This is a genomic window from Streptococcus mitis (assembly GCF_000960005.1).
Classification (GTDB): Bacteria; Bacillota; Bacilli; order Lactobacillales; family Streptococcaceae; genus Streptococcus; species Streptococcus mitis_CK.
Window position 1 is genome coordinate 718,529 of the sequence record NZ_JYGP01000002.1, and the last position, 17,754, is coordinate 736,282.

The window sequence follows — 17,754 nt, forward strand, 5'->3', positions numbered from 1 at the left end:
AAGAGGGAGGTTGATCTCCCTCTTTTTTAGAAAGAGGTTCCTATGAAACGTATATTTCTCTTCATCAGCAATCTTCTTCTGGCACTCTTTCTGATTGGTGCTTTGTCCTTTTGGAAAGACTCTCTTCCACAAACCCTTTTCCCAGGTGCAGCAGTATTAAGCGGGCAAGCAGATTATTCTATCGTTAAGGAAAAATTAAATAGTCTTGCTAAAGAACATAATAGTCTTATCGCAAGAACCATTTGGGAAGTAGATAGTGATGGAAAATCACAAACTTACTACGAAGTTTTTGGAGATGGGAAACTTCCAGACTGGATGCCTCAAGCAAGTCAAGAAAGTATCAATAAAAGTAATCTTCTCAACAATTACAATATTATCAGTGGATCGCTAACAAATCAAGAATTAGCTATTCACCTTAAACAACTTGGACTAGAAAAAGTTAACACATTTGAAAATAATAGAGTCTCCTTCGTATTGACCCTCATTGCCCAACCCAATCAACTTACTAGTCTTTTCATTTTTTTATTAACCTTTTTATCACTTATTGTTATCGGACAGATTCAATCTCTCTCTCAATCAGGAATAAGACTGATTAATGGAGAACGTCTCAGAAATCTCTTCTTTCGTTCTATCATAAGAGACGGACTTGATATCCTTCTTTTCGGCTTGCCTGCTTCCCTAATAGCTAGTGTTTTAGTAATTTACCTAGGCTATCCTTATGAAATTCAGACTTTTTTAGTAATACTATTTATTTTTTATAATAGCCTGCTTCTCTTGCTAAGTCTTCTCATCGCTTTTCTTTTTACTATTTCTTTGAAAAGAGTTCATCTTATCTCTATCATTAAAGGAAAATTACCAATTAAGTCAATTTTACGTATTCTTTACTTTGGTCAAGCTCTGTCTATCTTATTAGTTATTGTAGGATTTGGGCGCTTGTCCATTTATCATCATATATTTATGAAAAATGAGGCTGGACAAGCTACTTGGAAACAACACTCCAATATTGTTAATCTTCAAACAGGTCGTTCAAGTCAAAGAAAAAATATAGATGAACTCAAAATGAATGCTAATAAATGGTTTGACTTTATTCAATATTCTTTAGAAAATGGAAATGCCTTTTTAGTCAAACATAATCTCGCTATTCAAGCTATAAAGCATTCTCTTTCAACTCATAATGATTCTGAACAAAATCCCTATGACTTGGAAGGGAAAAATATTCTCTATGTAACACCTGACTACTTCAAAAAAGAAGGTATAGAGTTAACATCAGAAACCTTTAAAAAAATCAATAATCTAAAAGATGGACAGGTTCTTGTAATACTACCTCAAGAACAAAAGAAAAATGAGGAACAAATAAAACCAAACATACAAGAAGATTTAACTAATCGATTATACAGTAGTGATACAAAGCATAGAGTCGAAGTTAGTATAACTTATACTGATCAAAAAAAAGATGTATTCATTTATAATACTACCCATATTTCTTATGATCAATGGTTGTCAACCCCTATTTTTATCGTAGTTTCTCCTAAGGCACTTGGAAAAGATTCTTCTATATTTTGGTTTACGAATCTAGAATATCTCTATTTTACCGATTTACAGCAAACACAAGAACTTTTGAAGTACTATCAACTTGATCCTATGATTTCAGGATTATCCTTTGCTAGAGAGACCTACCTCCAGTTAAATCAAAAAATTAAAATCGAAATTTATAGTAATTTAGCGAGTGGTATTTTTGCTATCTTGACTTCAATTTTACTTTTTACAAGTTTAAACCTACTCTATTTTGAAGCCTTTCGCAAAACCATATTCTTGAAAAAAATAGCTGGGTATTATTTCTTTGAATTACACTGTAGATATATCACTTCTCAAATAATAGCTCTCTTTGTCGGAAGTAGTCTAGCTTTCATTATTTCTAAGAATATCTGGATTACCCTGATTTTATTTCTCAGTTTTTCAGGATTAGCTGTTTCTCTATTGAAAATCTGTGATAAAAAGGAAAGTAAAACTTATGCTAGCATCATCAAAGGAGGATAGTATGATTGAATTACAACATATTTGGAAACAATTTGGTTCTCGTGTCATTTTTTCAGACTTGAGTCTTAATTTTCAAAGTGGTATGGTGTATGCTTTGATAGGAGATAGTGGTTGTGGCAAAACCACTTTGCTGAATATGCTAGCAAAACTAGAGACTTTCGATAAAGGGGAAATATTTTACAAAGGAAATCCTTTGACTTCAGTAAAAAATGAGGAATTTTATCGTAACGAACTTGGCTATCTCTTCCAGAACTTTGGACTATTAGAAAGTCAGACCATTCGAGAAAACCTTGAGCTGGGAATGATTGGTAAAAAAAAGAACAAGAAACAAGAAAAAGAGAGACTTCTTCTTCAAGCACTGCAAGCTGTAAGACTGGATTATCTAAGTCTCAACCAAAAAATCTATGAATTATCTGGTGGTGAAGCTCAACGCGTAGCACTTGCCAAGATTATCCTAAAAAATCCTCCTTTAATTCTAGCTGATGAACCAACCGCCTCACTAGATCCTAAAAATTCTAAGGAAATTATGGAAATTCTCCTTGAACTTCGTAATGCAAATAGAACAATTATCATCGCAACTCACAATCCTAGTATTTGGAAAATGGCTGATCAGGTAATTCGTCTTTCTAAAGACGAAACAGATTATAATTAAATACCAAAATCCCTTGTCGCTAAATAGCAACAAGGGATTTTCAGTCATTTATGTCACTTCTTTTAAATAGTGCAAATAATAAATATTTCCTGTTAAACCTCACCAAAACCAGCCTTCATTATCGTCAATGGCTTGAGCTTCTTTGCGTTTACGTGGGCCTGTTCCGTACATTTCTGCTTCGATTTCTTCCTTGGTAGGCATGATAGAAGCTAGGATGATATAGATAATCACGCCAAGTCCAAAGTTTGCGACTGTAAAAATAGCAAATAGAAAACGAACAAGGGTAACATCAAAATTCCACTTGTCTGACAGACCTGCCAAAACTCCTGAAATCATGCGATTTCGTCTCATTTTATAAAATTTACTGTTCATGATATTTCCTCTTTCTGCTATGTTAAACATAGTATATCACAGGTAGGCTCGGCTTTCATCAGTCCTCAGGCTGATTTATCAGAAGCAATTTACCTCGACAAAGTCCACAGCGATAGCGTTTGGTATTAATCCTTCGCTTGCGATGATAAGCTTGCTGGCAGGATTGACAACGATAGAGCTTGAGTGGTTTAGAGTGGCTATTTGGCAAGGTTGGTACAAAGCGTAATCCATCCACTGCTTTCAACAGTTCCTTAAAATCCTTATCCTTGTGTTGATAGCCCTTCCCTTGAAAATAGAGGTGATAATGACAGAGTTCATGTCGGACAATTTTCCTAAAAACATCCAACCCCAATTCCTGATAAACCTTGGGATTAAAATCCAAATGCCCATCTTTGGGGAAAAATCGCCCACCTGTCGAACGTAGACGAGAATTCCACTGGACATGATGGATAAAAGGTCTGCCGAAGTCTTCTAGTGAAACCTGCTTAACGTAATCAGTCAGTTTCATTTGGAGCGAGGAGCGACAGATTGACTTTTTCACGTTCAGTATCGATTTTCTTGACCCAAACGGTCACCAAATCACCAACGGACACCACTTGGCTTGGGTGTTTGATAAATTTGCGACTCATATGGGAAATATGAATCAAGCCGTCCTCGTGAATCCCTATGTCAACGAAGGCACCGAAGTCAACGACGTTACGCACAACACCTTCTAGCTTCTGACCAACCACTAAATCCTTGATATCTAGGACATCTTGGCGAAGCACAGGTGCATCAAAGGAATCACGGAAATCTCGACCTGGTTTGAGAAGATCTGCAATGATATCTTTAAGAGTTTCTGGGCCAAGATCCAGTTCGTGCGCCATATCCTTGACTGATAGGGACTTGAGTTTGCCTTGGGCCTCTTTATTCAGATCCTTGATGTCCAAGTGTTTGAAGAGTTCCTTAACTGCAGCATAGTTTTCTGGGTGAACCCCTGTATTATCAAGGATATTGTCACTTTCAGGAATACGAAGGAAACCAGCAGCCTGCTCAAAAGCCTTGGCACCAAGACGAGGAACCTTCTTGATTTGAGCGCGTGAAGTGATTTTTCCTTCTTCCTCGCGGTATTTGACAATATTTTCAGAAATGGTTTTATTGAGTCCAGCTACGTGTGAAAGGAGGGCTGGGCTAGCCGTATTGACATTGACACCGACTTGGTTAACTACGGTATCCACGACAAAAACTAGACTTTCAGACAGTTTCTTCTGGCTGACATCATGCTGGTACTGACCGACACCGATTGACTTAGGATCGATTTTGACCAATTCCGCAAGAGGATCTTGCAAACGACGGGCGATAGAAATGGCAGAGCGTTTTTCAACGGTCAAGTCTGGAAACTCCTGACGAGCAAGTTCGCTTGCAGAATAGACAGAAGCACCACTTTCATTTACGATGACATAGCTGACTTCTGGAAAATCTTTAAGAACTTCCGCCACAAAGGCTTCACTTTCACGACTGGCCGTCCCATTTCCGATGGCAATAATCTCTACACCGTATTGACCAATCAAGTCTGCCAGATCTTTCTTAGCTTCTTCGATTTGACGAGCTGACGCTGGTTTGACAGGATAAATGACCTGAGTTGTCAGCATTTTCCCTGTTGCATCCACGACCGCTAGCTTGGCACCTGTACGAAAGGCTGGGTCAAATCCAAGAACCACGCGCCCTTTCAGTGGAGCAACCAAGAGGAGATTGCGCAGATTGTCAGAAAAGAGTTGGATAGCTCCTTCTTCTGCCTTTTCAGTTAATTCTGTACGAATACGGCGCTCGATAGCAGGCAAGACTTTTTTCTTAACAGATTGCTGAATGACTTCATCAATATAGGCATTTTTCACCTTGAAACGAGCAGCAAAGAAGGCAAGAATACGGTCCGTTGCATGTTCAAAACCGACCTTCAAGACACCTAGCTTCTCCCCACGATTGAGGGCTAAAGTACGATAGCCTTGCATATTTCCAACGGTCTCAGAAAAATCATAGTAAATCTGAAAGACCTGCTTTTCATCAAGACTTTCATCCTTGACTTGAGAAGTGAGTTTGGAGTGTCTCAGCACCTCCTGATAAGTTAGAGCACGTAAATTGACATCTTCCGATAAGGCTTCGACCAAGATATCAACTGCACCAGCCAAGGCCTCCTTACCAGTCTCAAATCCTTCACAGACGAACTTTTCAGCTTCCTTCTCTAAGTCAGTTACGTTCTGCAAAATCAAGCGAGCAAGAGGGAAGAGTCCAGCTTCACGAGCAATGGTTGCCTTAGTCCGACGTTTTTCCTTGTATGGAAGATAGAGCTCTTCAACATCTGCTAGTTTTTCTGCAGCTAAGATTGCCTCTTCCAGCTCCTTGGTCAACTTGCCTTGTTCTTGAATCTTAGCTAAAACAGCTTCCTTACGGTCGTTGAGATTTGTCAGACTTTTATCCAAGTCGATAATGGCCTTAATTGCCACCTCATCCAGACTACCAGTCATGTCCTTGCGATAACGCGCGATAAAGGGAATAGTCGCTCCTTCAGCTGTCAAACTTAGAACGGTATCAATTTGCTTTAAAGTCACTCCCAAATCCTGGGAGATTTTTTCATATTTTTTATCCATGAATCTATTATACCACAAGCTAAACGTTTCAAATTAACTCGTAGAACATTTAAAAAAATATGTAGGGAATAGATTTATATGCTACAGCGCAATAACTTGCACTTAAAGAGCATTGCCACCTTTTTTAACCACTCCATGGCATCAAAAGTATTTAATGGATCAGACATAATAGCCAGTTCTGGAAGATGTTCCTGACCTGGAATAACACATTGACTTTTTAAACTTTTATAATTAATTCCTTTCGTTTCACTCAAGGCACAACACAGAATTAAAAAGCGTTGTGCTCTTTATTTTGTTTTATAATAATAGCGAGAAAGCCTATCACTACTACAAATCACGGGGAGGTGAATAAGTGAGTGGTATAGTCACTACCTCGCATTTTTATAGGTGTCATTCTTTCCATCAAGCACAACTGACTGTGACTAGGAGCACGTAAACTTATAATTGAATAAGCGACTCGTTTGTGAAAGGAAAGGATAGCCAAGGGATCGGCAGACTCAAATTTGGTGAAAGGAGAGCCCTCGTGTTAAAAATTATTTATCCTAATTGTTGTGGTGAAGAATAGCATTTAGATTTCTGTTTCTAATCGTCCAAAATGCGTGTTTTTGAAAAATAAAAAAACCGCAAGCCTGAGCCTGCGGTGAGTGTAATCTTTTTTGAAATTTTTAAACAAAAAAGGAGCATTAAGCTCCCTCCTTTGAAATAACGGACACTTGGCTGGTCGGTGTACCCAGCATCTCAGATACCTTTTTCAAGGTGCGGCAGGAACCTTTCTGCCCTCAAATGTCTTTCTTTAATATTATTCTAGCACTATCTACTTTTTTTGTCAAGTTTTCTCAATCTACCAGACTTAATACGACCTTGTAACTTGTAATCTTGTAAACGATACATGGTCGGAACATAAAAGAAATCGCCACTTTTATGTAACTTAATCGCAACAAGAACATTATTATCAAATCTTTTTACATATTCAAAACTAGCATCTTTCTCTCGTGGATTGACCCCGACGAAATCTGGGTTCCTTAGTATGAGTTCCAGATCTTCGATATGATGAATCACATCATTATGATGCCGTTTCAACATATGACTTCTTAAACCTTCTTTGTTAACTTTAATATCACTAGCTTCAAGAACAATATTAAAAATTTCTTTTACTTCGTCAGTTACCTGACCGATCTTTTTATGTTCCATCATTTCCTCCGTTATTTCACAATTATTATATCATAATCATAGTGTATATTTGGATATATCACGCTCTATTATTCGTTAGATACTCAATTTTAACTTTTCACTTTTCCTCAAAATAATAGTATAATAGAGGTAGAATTTAGAATCGAGGTACACCTATGGCTGTAAAATTTACAAAAACGGACGACTTGGACAAGATGTTTGAAGAGTTTGCTAAACTCCCAGATTTGAAGCAAGTCACTTTCCCTGATGACAAAGAGAAAAAAGCTAAAGCAGAAAAGAAAAACTAGATGACTGCTTTCCAACAACTCCCATCTAGCGTGCTTCAGACTGGGGCTATTTTTCTCTCTATAATCATTGAAGCCCTACCCTTCGTTCTGATAGGAAGTATTGTTTCAGGGCTGATTGAGGTTTATATCACACCTGAAAAGGTTTATCATTTTCTCCCTCGAAATCGTTGGGGGAGAATCTTTTTTGGGACCTTTGTCGGGATGCTTTTCCCTTCTTGTGAATGTGGAATCGTCCCCATTATCAATCGTTTTCTGGAAAAAAAGGTTCCCAGTTACACAGCCGTTCCCTTTCTTGTGACAGCACCTGTTATCAATCCCATTGTTCTCTTTGCGACCTATTCTGCCTTTGGCAACTCCTTCCATATCGCCCTATTGCGAGCTCTGGGTTCCATCGTTGTGGCTGTGATACTTGGGATTTTTCTAGGATTTTTCTGGCAAGAACCGATTCAAAAAGAAGATCGGTTGGCTTGTCATGAGCATGATTTTTCTCACTTGAGCTCTGCAAAAAAAGTTTTTCAGGTCTTTGTGCAGGCCATTGATGAATTTTTTGATACGGGGCGTTATTTGGTATTTGGCTGTCTCTTTGCCTCTGTTATACAGGTCTATGTTCCGACACGGATTCTGACCTCTATCAGTGCAACCCCTCTTTTTGCCATCCTGCTCTTGATGATTTTAGCCTTTCTTCTTTCTCTCTGTAGTGAGGCTGATGCTTTTATCGGATCTTCTCTTCTCTCGAGTTTCGGCTTAGCACCAGTTTTGGCCTTTCTCGTAATTGGCCCAATGCTGGATATCAAAAATATTCTCATGATGAAAAATTACTTGAAAGCACGATTTATCAGTCACTTCATTACGATTGTGACACTCGTTGTCTTAGTATATTCTCTCTTGATTGGAGTCGTCCTATGATTCGATTTTTAGTTTTAGCTGGCTATTTTGAATTGACTATTTATCTCCATCTGTCCGGCAAATTAAACCAGTACATCAACATGCACTATTCCTATCTGGCCTATATTTCCATGGTGCTTTCCTTTATCTTGGCAATCGTCCAGCTGTATATCTGGATGAAGCAAGTCAAAACCCACAGTCATCTGAATAGCCGATTATCTAAAGGAACTAGTATTGCTCTTCTTGCCATTCCAATTGTCGTCGGTTTAACTTTTCCAACTGTTAGCTTGGATTCTCAGACCGTTTCTGCCAAAGGCTATCAATTCCCCTTATCAGAAGGCACGGATCAAGCCATTCAGACAAGTGAAGGGACGACAAGCCAATATTTGAAACCAGATACCAGTTCTTATTTTTCAAAAACAGCCTATGAAAAGGAGATGCGAACTGCGGCGGATAAATACTTGTCCCAAGATAGTATTCAGATCACCAACGAAAACTATATGGAAGTCATGGAGGCTATCTACGACTATCCAGATGAGTTTGAGGGCAAGACAGTCCAGTTCACAGGATTTGTCTATAACGACCCCAGTCATGCCAATAGCCAATTTTTGTTCCGCTTCGGCATTATTCACTGTATCGCAGATTCAGGTGTCTATGGATTGCTGACCAAGGGAAATACCCGTCAGTATGAGAATAACACCTGGATAACAGCCAAAGGAAAACTAGTCAATCACTATCATAAAGAACTCAAACAAAACCTCCCAACCTTGGAAATCGACAGCTTTACCAAAGTCGATAAACCAGAAAATCCCTATGTGTATCGCGTATTTTAAAAAGCAAACTAAATCCATAAAAAACAAAACGAACAAGTTCTCTTCTGAATGACAGAAAAAGAGCCTGTTCGTTTTTTATTAAATAGTCTATAGTAAGATGTCATTTTTGATGTTTTATAACTTTCTTATGTTGTATAAAAATCTATTGACAAATCGCTATCAGACTCGTATTTTTTCCAAGCTAAGCTGAATCCATAATAATCTTCAAATTCAGGGTGCCAGTCATAGTAAAGTGGAATACGACTATATTTTCTTGCAACAACTTCGTCTTCAAATTCTGGAGACTCCCCAGCAGTAATACCAAATTGAAGGCCATTTAGTTCCCAGCTATTGCCCCAAACGTTTTCATCCGAGAGAACATCGATCCATCTCGAGGCATCAATATCAAAATCAGCACACAACTCCAGTTCATAGAATCTTCTACAGTTAATCTCTGAAGGCTTTATATAAAAGGCGCTGTCTACTTGGTACTTTTTATCGCTGACTTGAATCTGTGTGATTTTCATTGGAATCGGAACTCCATTTAATTCTAACCAGAAATAGCCTAAGGGAGTTTTGATAACGTAATATGTTTGCTGAGAGTTAGGTTTAGCGTTTTTAGAGCAAACATCAAGAATTCTTCCCAGCTTAATTAAATTTCTACAAACGATTTTCGAAGTAAATGGGTCGAAATATGAATACCTACGAATGACACATTTTAACTTTTCAACAGGAAAAGTGATATCCTTTGGTAGGGCATGATACTTCTGCACAACGAAAGCAGTTTTTTCAGTATTTTCCTTCCCTACTGGGACAATAACAGCGTGCCCAATATGGATATTTGGGTCATCGCAGATATAAGTATAGCCATTCCCTCCCTCCTGAAACTCAACCACAACAAGATTTAACTCTTGATCTGGATCAAAGAGAGGCTCGACCTTTTCAACTTCTTGGCGTTCATAAAAAGTAAAGCGATCTGCATCTCCGTCTTCGCCAAAAACCATGAAACTACCGCATTTAGGACACTTCCACATATAAAATGACGCCTCTGAAATGTCTTCATAAGAAATTGAATCATTACCATCTTTTTTATTCATGATTTCTACTAACAACTCATCCGAGTATACTGAATAAGCATTTGAATCGGGCGACCTATGGTCGTTCATCGCTTGCCCGCATTTACATGTCCATTTACCCATAAACAACCTCAGTCATGCCCTAATTCTTCAAGAAAAAATTGATTTAGAGCTTTCCAGTTTCTCTTGACGTCAGTAACGCTTTGAACATAGGCATCAAACTCTTGGATATTAGCTAAAATATAATCTTGAATTGACTTAATCGGCTTTATTTCTGCTAATTTTTCAGGTACCAGTACATTCATTTCTTCTTGCGTTTGCATTTACAACCTCTTATTATTTACGCTGCTTCTCCAGCTCGATCATTGATAAGTTCAATTGTTTGGACAATATTACGAAGTATAGGGAGTTGGTGTTGAAAGAGTAGTTGAACTGAACCATACGATTTAAACGGCTCTTGTGTTAAAACTTTAGTCTCCAAGCAACCATTCTCTACAATGTAATCTACAATCAGTTTTACAAAGGAAATCTGTTTGGCATTGAGACTCTCATCCGATAAAAATTTAGAAAAAACTTGATTAGTAGACTCTCTATCCAAACCAATAATCTCACGAACTAATCTAGGAATTGCCTTATTTTCATAATGTTGTTGGTAATCTGACTTGCTGCCTAATTTTTCCCATAGCAATGTTTCAAGTGCAAGCAAATCCTGAGAGGTCAATTTTTCATTATGGTATAACTTAGAAATTGCTTCATCATCTAGATGAGTTTTCAAATAATGTTCAACTTTTTCATTATAAGATCGCAGGTCATTGACCTGTAAATATGGCGTAGTATCATGGACAGTAGAAAGAATATGATCATCAAAATTGACATAATATACAATGTGTTCCGTTTTCCCCAGAAACTGTAGTAAATCTCGAAGCGCAAGGCGTATTTTTTCAAGCCCAGATAAACTAACTTCTTCCCAAAATTCAGGTTCTTGTACTCTCCTGATGACTTCAGCCTGTGCAAAAACCTGTGGTATATTACCAACAGAAGCAAGGGATTTAGCCGTTTTCATAACTTGAGAAATATGGACAGTTGCTGGCTTAGCTAACAGTTGTCCTAACTGTATCTGAAACAACCATAAATCAAATCGTCTCGCCATCTCTTCCTCTTTATTTTCTTCAAAAAGAAGTGAGGAAAGATCTTTCTTGATTGTTTCACTCGTGACTGTCGTCAGATTTTGCCAATTTTCCAACTTCCTATAAGTATAAACTGTATCTAAGACCATACGAACCCTAAAGTCCAACTCATTTAAGCTAACCATACGTTCATGAAGTTCTGTGACGAGTTTCTGACGGTATTCTTTAGCAAACTGATCATCTTGATAATGAAGTCCCTGCAGTTCTCGAATCAAGTCCACCTTGATGTTAAACAAACGTTGAGTCAGAGAAACTATGTGACGACCATCTCCCTCTCGTGGATCAGCTTTGAAATATTCAAAATTATCACCATAATCAAATACCAAGAAATTTTCCTTATCCTGCTCAGGTCCAAATAAGTCTTTACAAAGACGGGTTCCTCGACCAATCATCTGCCAAAACTTGGTTTTAGAACGTACTTTCTTGAAAAAGACTAAATTAACAACCTCAGGTACATCAATACCTGTATCCAACATATCAACAGAAATTACAATTTGAGGGTATTTCTCCTTAATTTTAAAATCGTCAATTAAGGTTTGATAATGCTTAATACTATAATCAATCACTTGAGCATAATCGCTTCCTTTTTCCTGATAGCGTTCGTTAAAAATATCTCTGATGTATTCAGCATGTCGATGGTTTTTAGCAAAAATAATGGTTTTACCAATTTCGTCACCTGAAGCTGTCTGAATTCCTTTTGTCATTAGTTCATCTAGAACAATTTCGACTGTATTTCTATTAAAAATAGAGGTATTAAAATCTGCAGGATCAATATCTTTTTCAGAACTACCATCTTCAAATTTGCTATCAAAATATTCTTTTTCGTCTGGGGATAAATCATCGTAATGTAGACCATCTGTTGGTAGTTTCAACTTAGTTTCAATCGAATGATAAGCTACTAAATAACCATCTTTTACAGCCTCTTCCAAATCGTATGCGTATGTTGGAACGCCATTCTCTAAGTTAAAAAAACCGTAAGTATTTTTATCCAAATCTTGACGTGGGGTGGCAGTTAATCCTACAATTCTTGCATCAAAATAATCAAAAATTGATTTGTATTTCTGATAAATAGAACGGTGAGATTCATCAATTATGATGAGATCAAAGTGTCCAACAGTGAAGGGGCGTTGATTCACTTCTTCTTGATCACTAATCGCTCCTATCATGGTCGGATAGGTTGAAAAAACCATTCGACTAGATCGAGCGCCATCTTTATCCTCTAAAAAATTACAAACTGAAAGATCTGGAAGTAATTTCCTAAATGAGTCATAAGCTTGCTTAACCAGGGAAGTTCTATCAGCCAAGAAAAGAACATTTTTTACCCAATTATGACGTGACAGGATATCAACTAGAGAAACAGCTGTACGAGTTTTCCCAGAACCAGTTGCCATAACCAAGAGTGCCTGTCTGCGATTATTAGAGAATGTTTCACAGACACTTGTAATCGCATGTTTCTGATAATGACGTCCAGAAATATCGTCCCTAATTTTGCTAGAGATATCCTCGAGAGGTTTTTGCATGTGACGTCGGTCCATCAAAAGTTGCAACTCTTCTTGAGAGTAGAAACCTGCAATCTGGCGACGATTAAGACCATCAAGTATGTAATGCTTTAAACCATTGGTAATAAAGCAAATTGGCCTATAACCGATTTGTTTCTCAAGAGCTTCAGCATATTCCTTGACCTGCACCTCCCCTACTTCTGGATTCACAGATGCCTTTTTGGCCTCAACAATTGCTAGAATTTTCCCATTTTTACCATAAAGAACATAGTCACAATATCCAGTTCCTGTACCATGCTTCAAACCATGAACAGCTACCTCAACACGACAGTTTTTCTCAAATGTCCAACCTGCTAAACGGAGATCGATATCAATAAAGAGTTTTCTTGTCTCTGCTTCAGATAGTTGATCGATATGGAAAGGTACATCTTGACGTAGAGCTGCTGTCTCACGTTTTTCAGTATAAGCCTCTTGAACAGCTAATGAGTGACTAGCCATCTGTTCATCGAAATCAGGAAGGTTTGGCAAACTGTTTTGTAATTTCGCCATAGATTGTGGTGTTTCTCGAAACTTGATATTTGCTGAAAGTGGCAATAAATTCTCGTCGAAAGAACGTTCCACAAACTCGTTACTGTAGCAGTAATCAATAAAATTAACAAACTGATACAAATGATGCAAAGCCAAAATAGCTTCTCGTTCCTTAATCTCTCCGCCATGGGCTGCATGATTACCCCAACGTATCAAGAGAACCATCTGACTATGAAGTTCTGAATCTACGATTTCTCTGAAGTCATCATCCCACACTAATGAAGATAAGGTAGCACGATAAGGGGCTTCTAAGTAGGAATCATGGCTATAAATCCAATGAACAGCCTGCTCCAAGGCACGACGAGCCATGAAAGCTGTCGCTACAGTAGATGTCGCAATCATACTTTCAGCTTCTATACAGGGCTTTGAAAAAGATTTATACTCTTCGTTATTTAAAAGAAAATCAAAATTTCCCATTCTTCTCTCACTTTGAATAAATAGATAGCTATATTATACTAGATTTCAAGCTATTTCTCCACAGTTTTATAACTATCTGACAAGCAAATTGTGATTTGTCGACCTGAGCTACAAAGTCTGCGAATTCGTTTTGGAGATCTAGAGGGGGGAGGGGGATGGAAATATCTTGTAATTCCTTTGCATTTATATTAGCTTGATTAACAGCACCTTTCGCGATGTTCCTTAGAAACTTCTTTGTACTAGGAAAATTTAAAAATTCGGATAGATATCTAGGGTTTAAAATATTATTATTTGTTCTAATACGAATAATGTAACCTGCAATAACCATATCAAAATCTAATTCATAAATACATGTTTTCCCAACTAATTCAATACTATTTGTACGATTAAATAGTATATCCCCTTTTCTTACTACATACTTTTCTAAGTCTTTTTCTGGAATATCTATATATTTTAAATTCTGTATATTCAACTTACCATTTTCAGTTATATTATTCATTCTTAAATATCCATACTTACCATTAATAGTCGCTGGTAAACTCGTTCCATATCGGACTTCATCAACTAATTCTCCTAGTCTCTTTAATGAAAAGTCACTTAATATAAACATCTCGTTAAATCGGGATTTTACAAGGTTTGAGAGTAATTTAGATTGATGCCTTCTTTTTAAAATCTGATTATCTAAATTCTCTAACTTTTGTATAATCATTTCTTGAACATCAATATTTTCATGAAACGTAACTTCAAACTCCGAAAATTGAGTTTTATTGATGATTGGTACAACGGGCGCATTGGAAATAAAATCTAATTTAGATTTATTATATAGCAATAAATATGCTAAATATTTAGATAAAATTAATTCATTCGGAACAATTGCATTAATTTGTTGATTAAATGATAATTCAGATTCAGAAATCATAACTTTTCCAATTATACCTATACAAGTTACTAATACCGAATTTTGGGGGACTATTCTTGCATTGTTTCGTGCATTCTCAGATATATAATTTTTATTCCCTTTTGATGACGAAATTTCATCTATAGTTTTAAAGTCATCTGGTTTTATAAAAGGGATATCATTGCTATCATAAAATTCTAATATTTTTTTACTAGGTGTATTTCCTGTAATAATTTTTCCAAGTTTATCCAACTTCACTTTCTTCACGCAACCACCTCCTCGAAATATCGGGATTTGCATTTAAGAGATAAATTTTTGGTGTGAATGTTTAACGTTACTTTGGTTAACCATTGCATAGGCAAGGGTTGTATCAATTTTGCTATGACCTAGTAGTTTTTGGACTTGTTCAATAGGCATTCCTTTATCAATAGCCTTTGTCGCTAAAGTTCTTCTGAATTTATGTGGATGAACCTTTTGTATTCCAAGTTTTTGTCCTAACTTTCTCAATCGAATCTCTACACCGGCAATCCCAAGTCTCTGGGCTTTCCCAACTAACGTTACAAAAAGAGCAGAATGGTTATCTTTTCTATCATTGAGATAGTTTCTCAAATGAATTTTCGTACGAGCATCAAAATATACTGGTCTCTCCTTTTTACCTTTCCCAAATACAACACATTCACGATTTTCAAAATCGATATCAGAACGATTCAACTGGACAAGTTCACCTACACGCATACCTGTTGATGCTAATAAATCTATCATTGCCAAATCTCTTAAATTTTCACAGTTATCCCTCATAATTTCCAGATGTTCATCCGTATAAGTTTCTTTCACAGTTTGTTCTGTCTTAATTTTTTTAATCCTTCGAATAGGGTTCTTGATAATATATTCCTCTTGCTCAAGCCAAGCAAAAAAAGAGGACAATATACGCCGAATATTGTCCAAATTCGCCTTACTACAATCCTTTTCAGACTGATAATTTGCTAGATAACTTCTCAAATCATCTGTTGTCAGTTGTGTCACAGACTCCTTAATATGATGAAACAAATTTTCAATTGTTCTCTGATAATAACGTATTGTTTTTACGCTACAGCCCTCCACCTGCTTAGCAGTTATGAATAGTTGCAACAGATTATTATTCGAATGCTTTTGCTTCTTTTTTCCATCCACTAGATGTCGTTCTAAACTTTCTCGCAATGCTAGTAATTGTTCATTGTTTAAAAGTGGTAACATTTCTTGTATGATAATTGTAACTTTTGATTCCATAAATTCTCACTTTCATTATTACTCATCAATAAAAAGAGACAATATCAGTTTCTGCATTTCAGAATTCTAATATTGTCTGTTCATTTATTTTCTAATACTCATTCAAATCTAACAAACTAGCTTACTTTTCGACCTTTCCTCTGATAGAATGCTGAGAAACCCATTTAGAGTAGCTTATCATTTTTTCATCAGTTAAAGCTTCTACCGCTATAGTCACACACATATCAACCGCTTCTTCAACAGTTACAGAAAAAAGATAGCCATTTAATTGTAGAAATTTGACCAAAACGAAGAAAGCAGTTCGTTTATTAGCATTAGCAAAAACATGCTTCTTTATCAATTGGACAAATAGTATCGTTGCTTTATCAAAAATTGTTGGATAAAGAGGTTTACCAAAAACAAATTGTTCTGGTAAGTTCACAATCATATTTAATGCTGAAGGACTAACTGTTTGAACTTGCTCATTTGGAGAATATCGTTGAATTGCTAAAGCATTGATTTTTTCAATTTGCTTTTCTGTTAGATAGACTGTCATTTTTCCACCAAAGCTTTGAAAACTTCATCATATTCATCAAAAATTGTATCCAGTTTCAAGTCAAAGTCATCATCAGAAACATAAGAAATCTGATGTCCAGACTCTTCGGGAGTAAAGATAATTTCACCACTTGGTAACAATTTCGCTTCGTATTTAACACCACTTGGAATATTGAACTCGCTTGGAATGGTAATCGTAATTGAATTTCCTTGTTTTCTTGTTTTTACGACCATCTGATTTCCTCCTTTGAAGTATTATAACAAATAATTACCGTAATTACAATGACAGAATATCAGCCAAAATACTCCTGCATAAGAGATTTCTTCAAAGTTTCAAGTTCTTCTAGTGATTTTTGAATTGCCAATTGTGATTTGTCTACCTGAGCCACAAAGTCTGCGAATTCGTTTTGGAGGGAAAGAGGGGGGAGGATGAAATCTAATTCACCATATTGTTTTGCATTGATATTTGGTTGCGCAACTGCATTCTGAACTTTAGCAATAAAATCATTATAGAACTTCGTATTTGTAAAATGATAAACGAAAACAGGGTTTACTAATGACAAATTAGGAATTAGTCTAATCAAGTATCCCGCATATTGTGCTGGACCATACTTCTCTTTTGAATATAAAAAAGTTTTTCCAACTGTAGCTCCACTTCTAGCGAACAATATATCCCCAGTATTTAATAAATATTTTTCGTCATAATGGCTAGGTGATTTTTTGTCAATTTTCAAGTTTCCACATTCATCAATATCAGTTATACGAATATATCTTAATCCTGAAAAGTCAATTGCTGATGCCCCTGATCCGTAAGCCAATTTTTCTACTGATATATCCTTTAACTTACATCTTCTCCATCTCATTTCATTAAAAACAGGATCCCCAAACATCTCGTTAAATCGGGATTTGACGAGCGAGTTTAGCTCTTTTAATTGACATTTTCTTTTAGTAATAAGTTTTTTAATTATATTAAGAATACAGATAATGTTCTCTTGTTCTTCGATACGTAATAATTCTAATTTTAGATCAAGTAATATATTTTTATTTAAATGTGGAATTGTTGCACCTGTTGAATGATACCGTAAATACTGCGATTTACTTTCCAAAAAAACTCCCAAATATTCTGATATAATCTCGTCTTTGTATTGTTCATTCTTTTTTAAGACCATAATAGTGCTACCGACAGCTCCCGATAGTCCGTAGCCAATTGTTCCTGCATTAGCACCATCCCAAGCTATCAGAACATCATCTAGAAGTGCTTCAGTCATATTTAAACTTTCAGTAAATTTTAGATTATTGTCATTTCTCAAATCATCTATTTGAATATAACGTTGACTTAGAATCGTTTGTTCATCAAGTATAGTGGCTTTCTTACCTTTTTTGAGAGTTACCACTTCCTCCAACTTCACTTTTTTCATATATTCATCTC

The 17,754-nt window shown here is 36.4% G+C and carries 17 protein-coding genes and 1 pseudogene; 5 read left to right on the plus strand and 13 right to left on the minus strand.

Annotated elements, in window-relative coordinates:
• Nucleotides 1-42: 42 nt before the first annotated feature.
• Complete coding sequence (locus TZ90_RS04915; RefSeq protein ID WP_000821057.1) at nt 43-2,037, plus strand: DUF1430 domain-containing protein; 1,995 nt, start codon at nt 43-45, stop codon at nt 2,035-2,037.
• Nucleotide 2,038: 1 nt separating this feature from the next.
• On the plus strand, nt 2,039-2,689 hold the full coding sequence (locus TZ90_RS04920) for an ABC transporter ATP-binding protein (RefSeq protein WP_000571617.1): 651 nt from the start codon (nt 2,039-2,041) through the stop codon (nt 2,687-2,689).
• A 99-nt stretch (nt 2,690-2,788) separates the two neighbouring features.
• On the opposite strand, the gene TZ90_RS04925 is transcribed toward TZ90_RS04920, so the two are convergent.
• The 5 genes and pseudogenes from TZ90_RS04925 to TZ90_RS04940 form a co-directional block, all read right to left on the minus strand.
• Nucleotides 2,789-3,061, minus strand: coding sequence for a PspC domain-containing protein (locus TZ90_RS04925; RefSeq protein WP_001085044.1), 273 nt, complete (start codon nt 3,059-3,061; stop codon nt 2,789-2,791).
• 58 nt (nt 3,062-3,119) lie between these two features.
• Nucleotides 3,120-3,569: a SprT family protein gene (locus tag TZ90_RS04930; RefSeq protein ID WP_000778597.1), complete on the minus strand. Its 450-nt coding sequence runs from the start codon at nt 3,567-3,569 to the stop codon at nt 3,120-3,122.
• The gene (locus TZ90_RS04935; protein ID WP_045611785.1) at nt 3,556-5,685 is read right to left on the minus strand and encodes a Tex family protein; all 2,130 of its coding nucleotides are present in this window, start codon (nt 5,683-5,685) and stop codon (nt 3,556-3,558) included. Before TZ90_RS04935 ends, TZ90_RS04930 begins: the two co-directional genes overlap by 14 nt.
• Nucleotides 5,686-5,787: 102 nt before the next feature.
• A pseudogene (locus TZ90_RS10705) lies at nt 5,788-5,915 on the minus strand (DUF1919 domain-containing protein); the annotation flags it as partial.
• Nucleotides 5,916-6,495: 580 nt separating this feature from the next.
• Nucleotides 6,496-6,876, minus strand: a complete 381-nt coding sequence (locus TZ90_RS04940; RefSeq protein WP_045611786.1) for a PBECR3 domain-containing polyvalent protein — start codon at nt 6,874-6,876, stop codon at nt 6,496-6,498.
• Nucleotides 6,877-7,031: 155 nt separating this feature from the next.
• Here TZ90_RS04940 and TZ90_RS10600 point away from each other — a divergent pair, with 155 nt between their 5' ends.
• Genes TZ90_RS10600 through TZ90_RS04955 form a run of 3 tightly spaced genes read left to right on the plus strand, consistent with a single transcriptional unit; the run spans nt 7,032 to nt 8,881 of the window.
• Nucleotides 7,032-7,163: an SPJ_0845 family protein gene (locus TZ90_RS10600; RefSeq protein ID WP_004234728.1), complete on the plus strand. Its 132-nt coding sequence runs from the start codon at nt 7,032-7,034 to the stop codon at nt 7,161-7,163.
• Nucleotides 7,164-8,069 carry a permease gene (locus tag TZ90_RS04950; protein ID WP_045611787.1) on the plus strand — a complete coding sequence of 302 codons (906 nt, stop codon included), beginning with the start codon at nt 7,164-7,166 and terminating at the stop codon, nt 8,067-8,069.
• Nucleotides 8,066-8,881 carry a TIGR03943 family putative permease subunit gene (locus TZ90_RS04955; RefSeq protein WP_045611789.1) on the plus strand — a complete coding sequence of 272 codons (816 nt, stop codon included), beginning with the start codon at nt 8,066-8,068 and terminating at the stop codon, nt 8,879-8,881. The genes TZ90_RS04950 and TZ90_RS04955 overlap by 4 nt, the downstream gene beginning before the upstream one ends.
• Before the next feature lie 125 nt (nt 8,882-9,006).
• Here the strand turns inward: TZ90_RS04955 and TZ90_RS04960 are convergent, their stop codons facing one another.
• The 8 genes from TZ90_RS04960 to TZ90_RS04995 all read right to left on the minus strand — a co-directional run bounded on the left by TZ90_RS04960 (nt 9,007) and on the right by TZ90_RS04995 (nt 17,743).
• Nucleotides 9,007-10,059 carry a hypothetical protein gene (locus TZ90_RS04960; RefSeq protein WP_045611790.1) on the minus strand — a complete coding sequence of 351 codons (1,053 nt, stop codon included), beginning with the start codon at nt 10,057-10,059 and terminating at the stop codon, nt 9,007-9,009.
• Nucleotides 10,060-10,067: 8 nt separating this feature from the next.
• Nucleotides 10,068-10,259: a hypothetical protein gene (locus TZ90_RS04965; protein ID WP_045611791.1), complete on the minus strand. Its 192-nt coding sequence runs from the start codon at nt 10,257-10,259 to the stop codon at nt 10,068-10,070.
• Nucleotides 10,260-10,276: 17 nt separating this feature from the next.
• Entirely contained in the window at nt 10,277-13,627 is a 3,351-nt protein-coding gene (locus TZ90_RS04970; RefSeq protein ID WP_045611792.1) for a DEAD/DEAH box helicase family protein, read from the minus strand.
• Nucleotides 13,628-13,655: 28 nt separating this feature from the next.
• On the minus strand, nt 13,656-14,792 hold the full coding sequence (locus TZ90_RS09915) for a restriction endonuclease subunit S (protein ID WP_160290164.1): 1,137 nt from the start codon (nt 14,790-14,792) through the stop codon (nt 13,656-13,658).
• Between the two features lie 33 nt (nt 14,793-14,825).
• A complete protein-coding gene (xerA, locus tag TZ90_RS04980) occupies nt 14,826-15,791 on the minus strand; it encodes a site-specific tyrosine recombinase/integron integrase (protein WP_045611795.1) in 966 nt (321 codons plus the stop codon).
• 121 nt (nt 15,792-15,912) lie between these two features.
• Nucleotides 15,913-16,326 (minus strand): type II toxin-antitoxin system death-on-curing family toxin, encoded by a 414-nt coding sequence (locus TZ90_RS04985; RefSeq protein WP_045611796.1) that lies wholly within the window; start codon nt 16,324-16,326, stop codon nt 15,913-15,915.
• Nucleotides 16,323-16,559 carry an AbrB/MazE/SpoVT family DNA-binding domain-containing protein gene (locus TZ90_RS04990; RefSeq protein WP_045611797.1) on the minus strand — a complete coding sequence of 79 codons (237 nt, stop codon included), beginning with the start codon at nt 16,557-16,559 and terminating at the stop codon, nt 16,323-16,325. The genes TZ90_RS04985 and TZ90_RS04990 overlap by 4 nt, the downstream gene beginning before the upstream one ends.
• 59 nt (nt 16,560-16,618) lie before the next feature.
• Nucleotides 16,619-17,743, minus strand: coding sequence for a restriction endonuclease subunit S (locus TZ90_RS04995; protein WP_045611798.1), 1,125 nt, complete (start codon nt 17,741-17,743; stop codon nt 16,619-16,621).
• Nucleotides 17,744-17,754: the final 11 nt, after the last annotated feature.

Coding starts and splice junctions, on each gene's coding strand:
- TZ90_RS04915 (WP_000821057.1), top strand. CDS start 43: ATGAAACGTATATTTCTCTTCATCAGCAATCTTCTTCTGGCACTCTTT.
- TZ90_RS04920 (WP_000571617.1), top strand. CDS start 2,039: ATGATTGAATTACAACATATTTGGAAACAATTTGGTTCTCGTGTCATT.
- TZ90_RS04925 (WP_001085044.1), bottom strand. CDS start 3,061: ATGAACAGTAAATTTTATAAAATGAGACGAAATCGCATGATTTCAGGA.
- TZ90_RS04930 (WP_000778597.1), bottom strand. CDS start 3,569: ATGAAACTGACTGATTACGTTAAGCAGGTTTCACTAGAAGACTTCGGC.
- TZ90_RS04935 (WP_045611785.1), bottom strand. CDS start 5,685: ATGGATAAAAAATATGAAAAAATCTCCCAGGATTTGGGAGTGACTTTA.
- TZ90_RS04940 (WP_045611786.1), bottom strand. CDS start 6,876: ATGGAACATAAAAAGATCGGTCAGGTAACTGACGAAGTAAAAGAAATT.
- TZ90_RS10600 (WP_004234728.1), top strand. CDS start 7,032: ATGGCTGTAAAATTTACAAAAACGGACGACTTGGACAAGATGTTTGAA.
- TZ90_RS04950 (WP_045611787.1), top strand. CDS start 7,164: ATGACTGCTTTCCAACAACTCCCATCTAGCGTGCTTCAGACTGGGGCT.
- TZ90_RS04955 (WP_045611789.1), top strand. CDS start 8,066: ATGATTCGATTTTTAGTTTTAGCTGGCTATTTTGAATTGACTATTTAT.
- TZ90_RS04960 (WP_045611790.1), bottom strand. CDS start 10,059: ATGGGTAAATGGACATGTAAATGCGGGCAAGCGATGAACGACCATAGG.
- TZ90_RS04965 (WP_045611791.1), bottom strand. CDS start 10,259: ATGCAAACGCAAGAAGAAATGAATGTACTGGTACCTGAAAAATTAGCA.
- TZ90_RS04970 (WP_045611792.1), bottom strand. CDS start 13,627: ATGGGAAATTTTGATTTTCTTTTAAATAACGAAGAGTATAAATCTTTT.
- xerA (WP_045611795.1), bottom strand. CDS start 15,791: ATGGAATCAAAAGTTACAATTATCATACAAGAAATGTTACCACTTTTA.
- TZ90_RS04985 (WP_045611796.1), bottom strand. CDS start 16,326: ATGACAGTCTATCTAACAGAAAAGCAAATTGAAAAAATCAATGCTTTA.
- TZ90_RS04990 (WP_045611797.1), bottom strand. CDS start 16,559: ATGGTCGTAAAAACAAGAAAACAAGGAAATTCAATTACGATTACCATT.
- TZ90_RS04995 (WP_045611798.1), bottom strand. CDS start 17,743: ATGAAAAAAGTGAAGTTGGAGGAAGTGGTAACTCTCAAAAAAGGTAAG.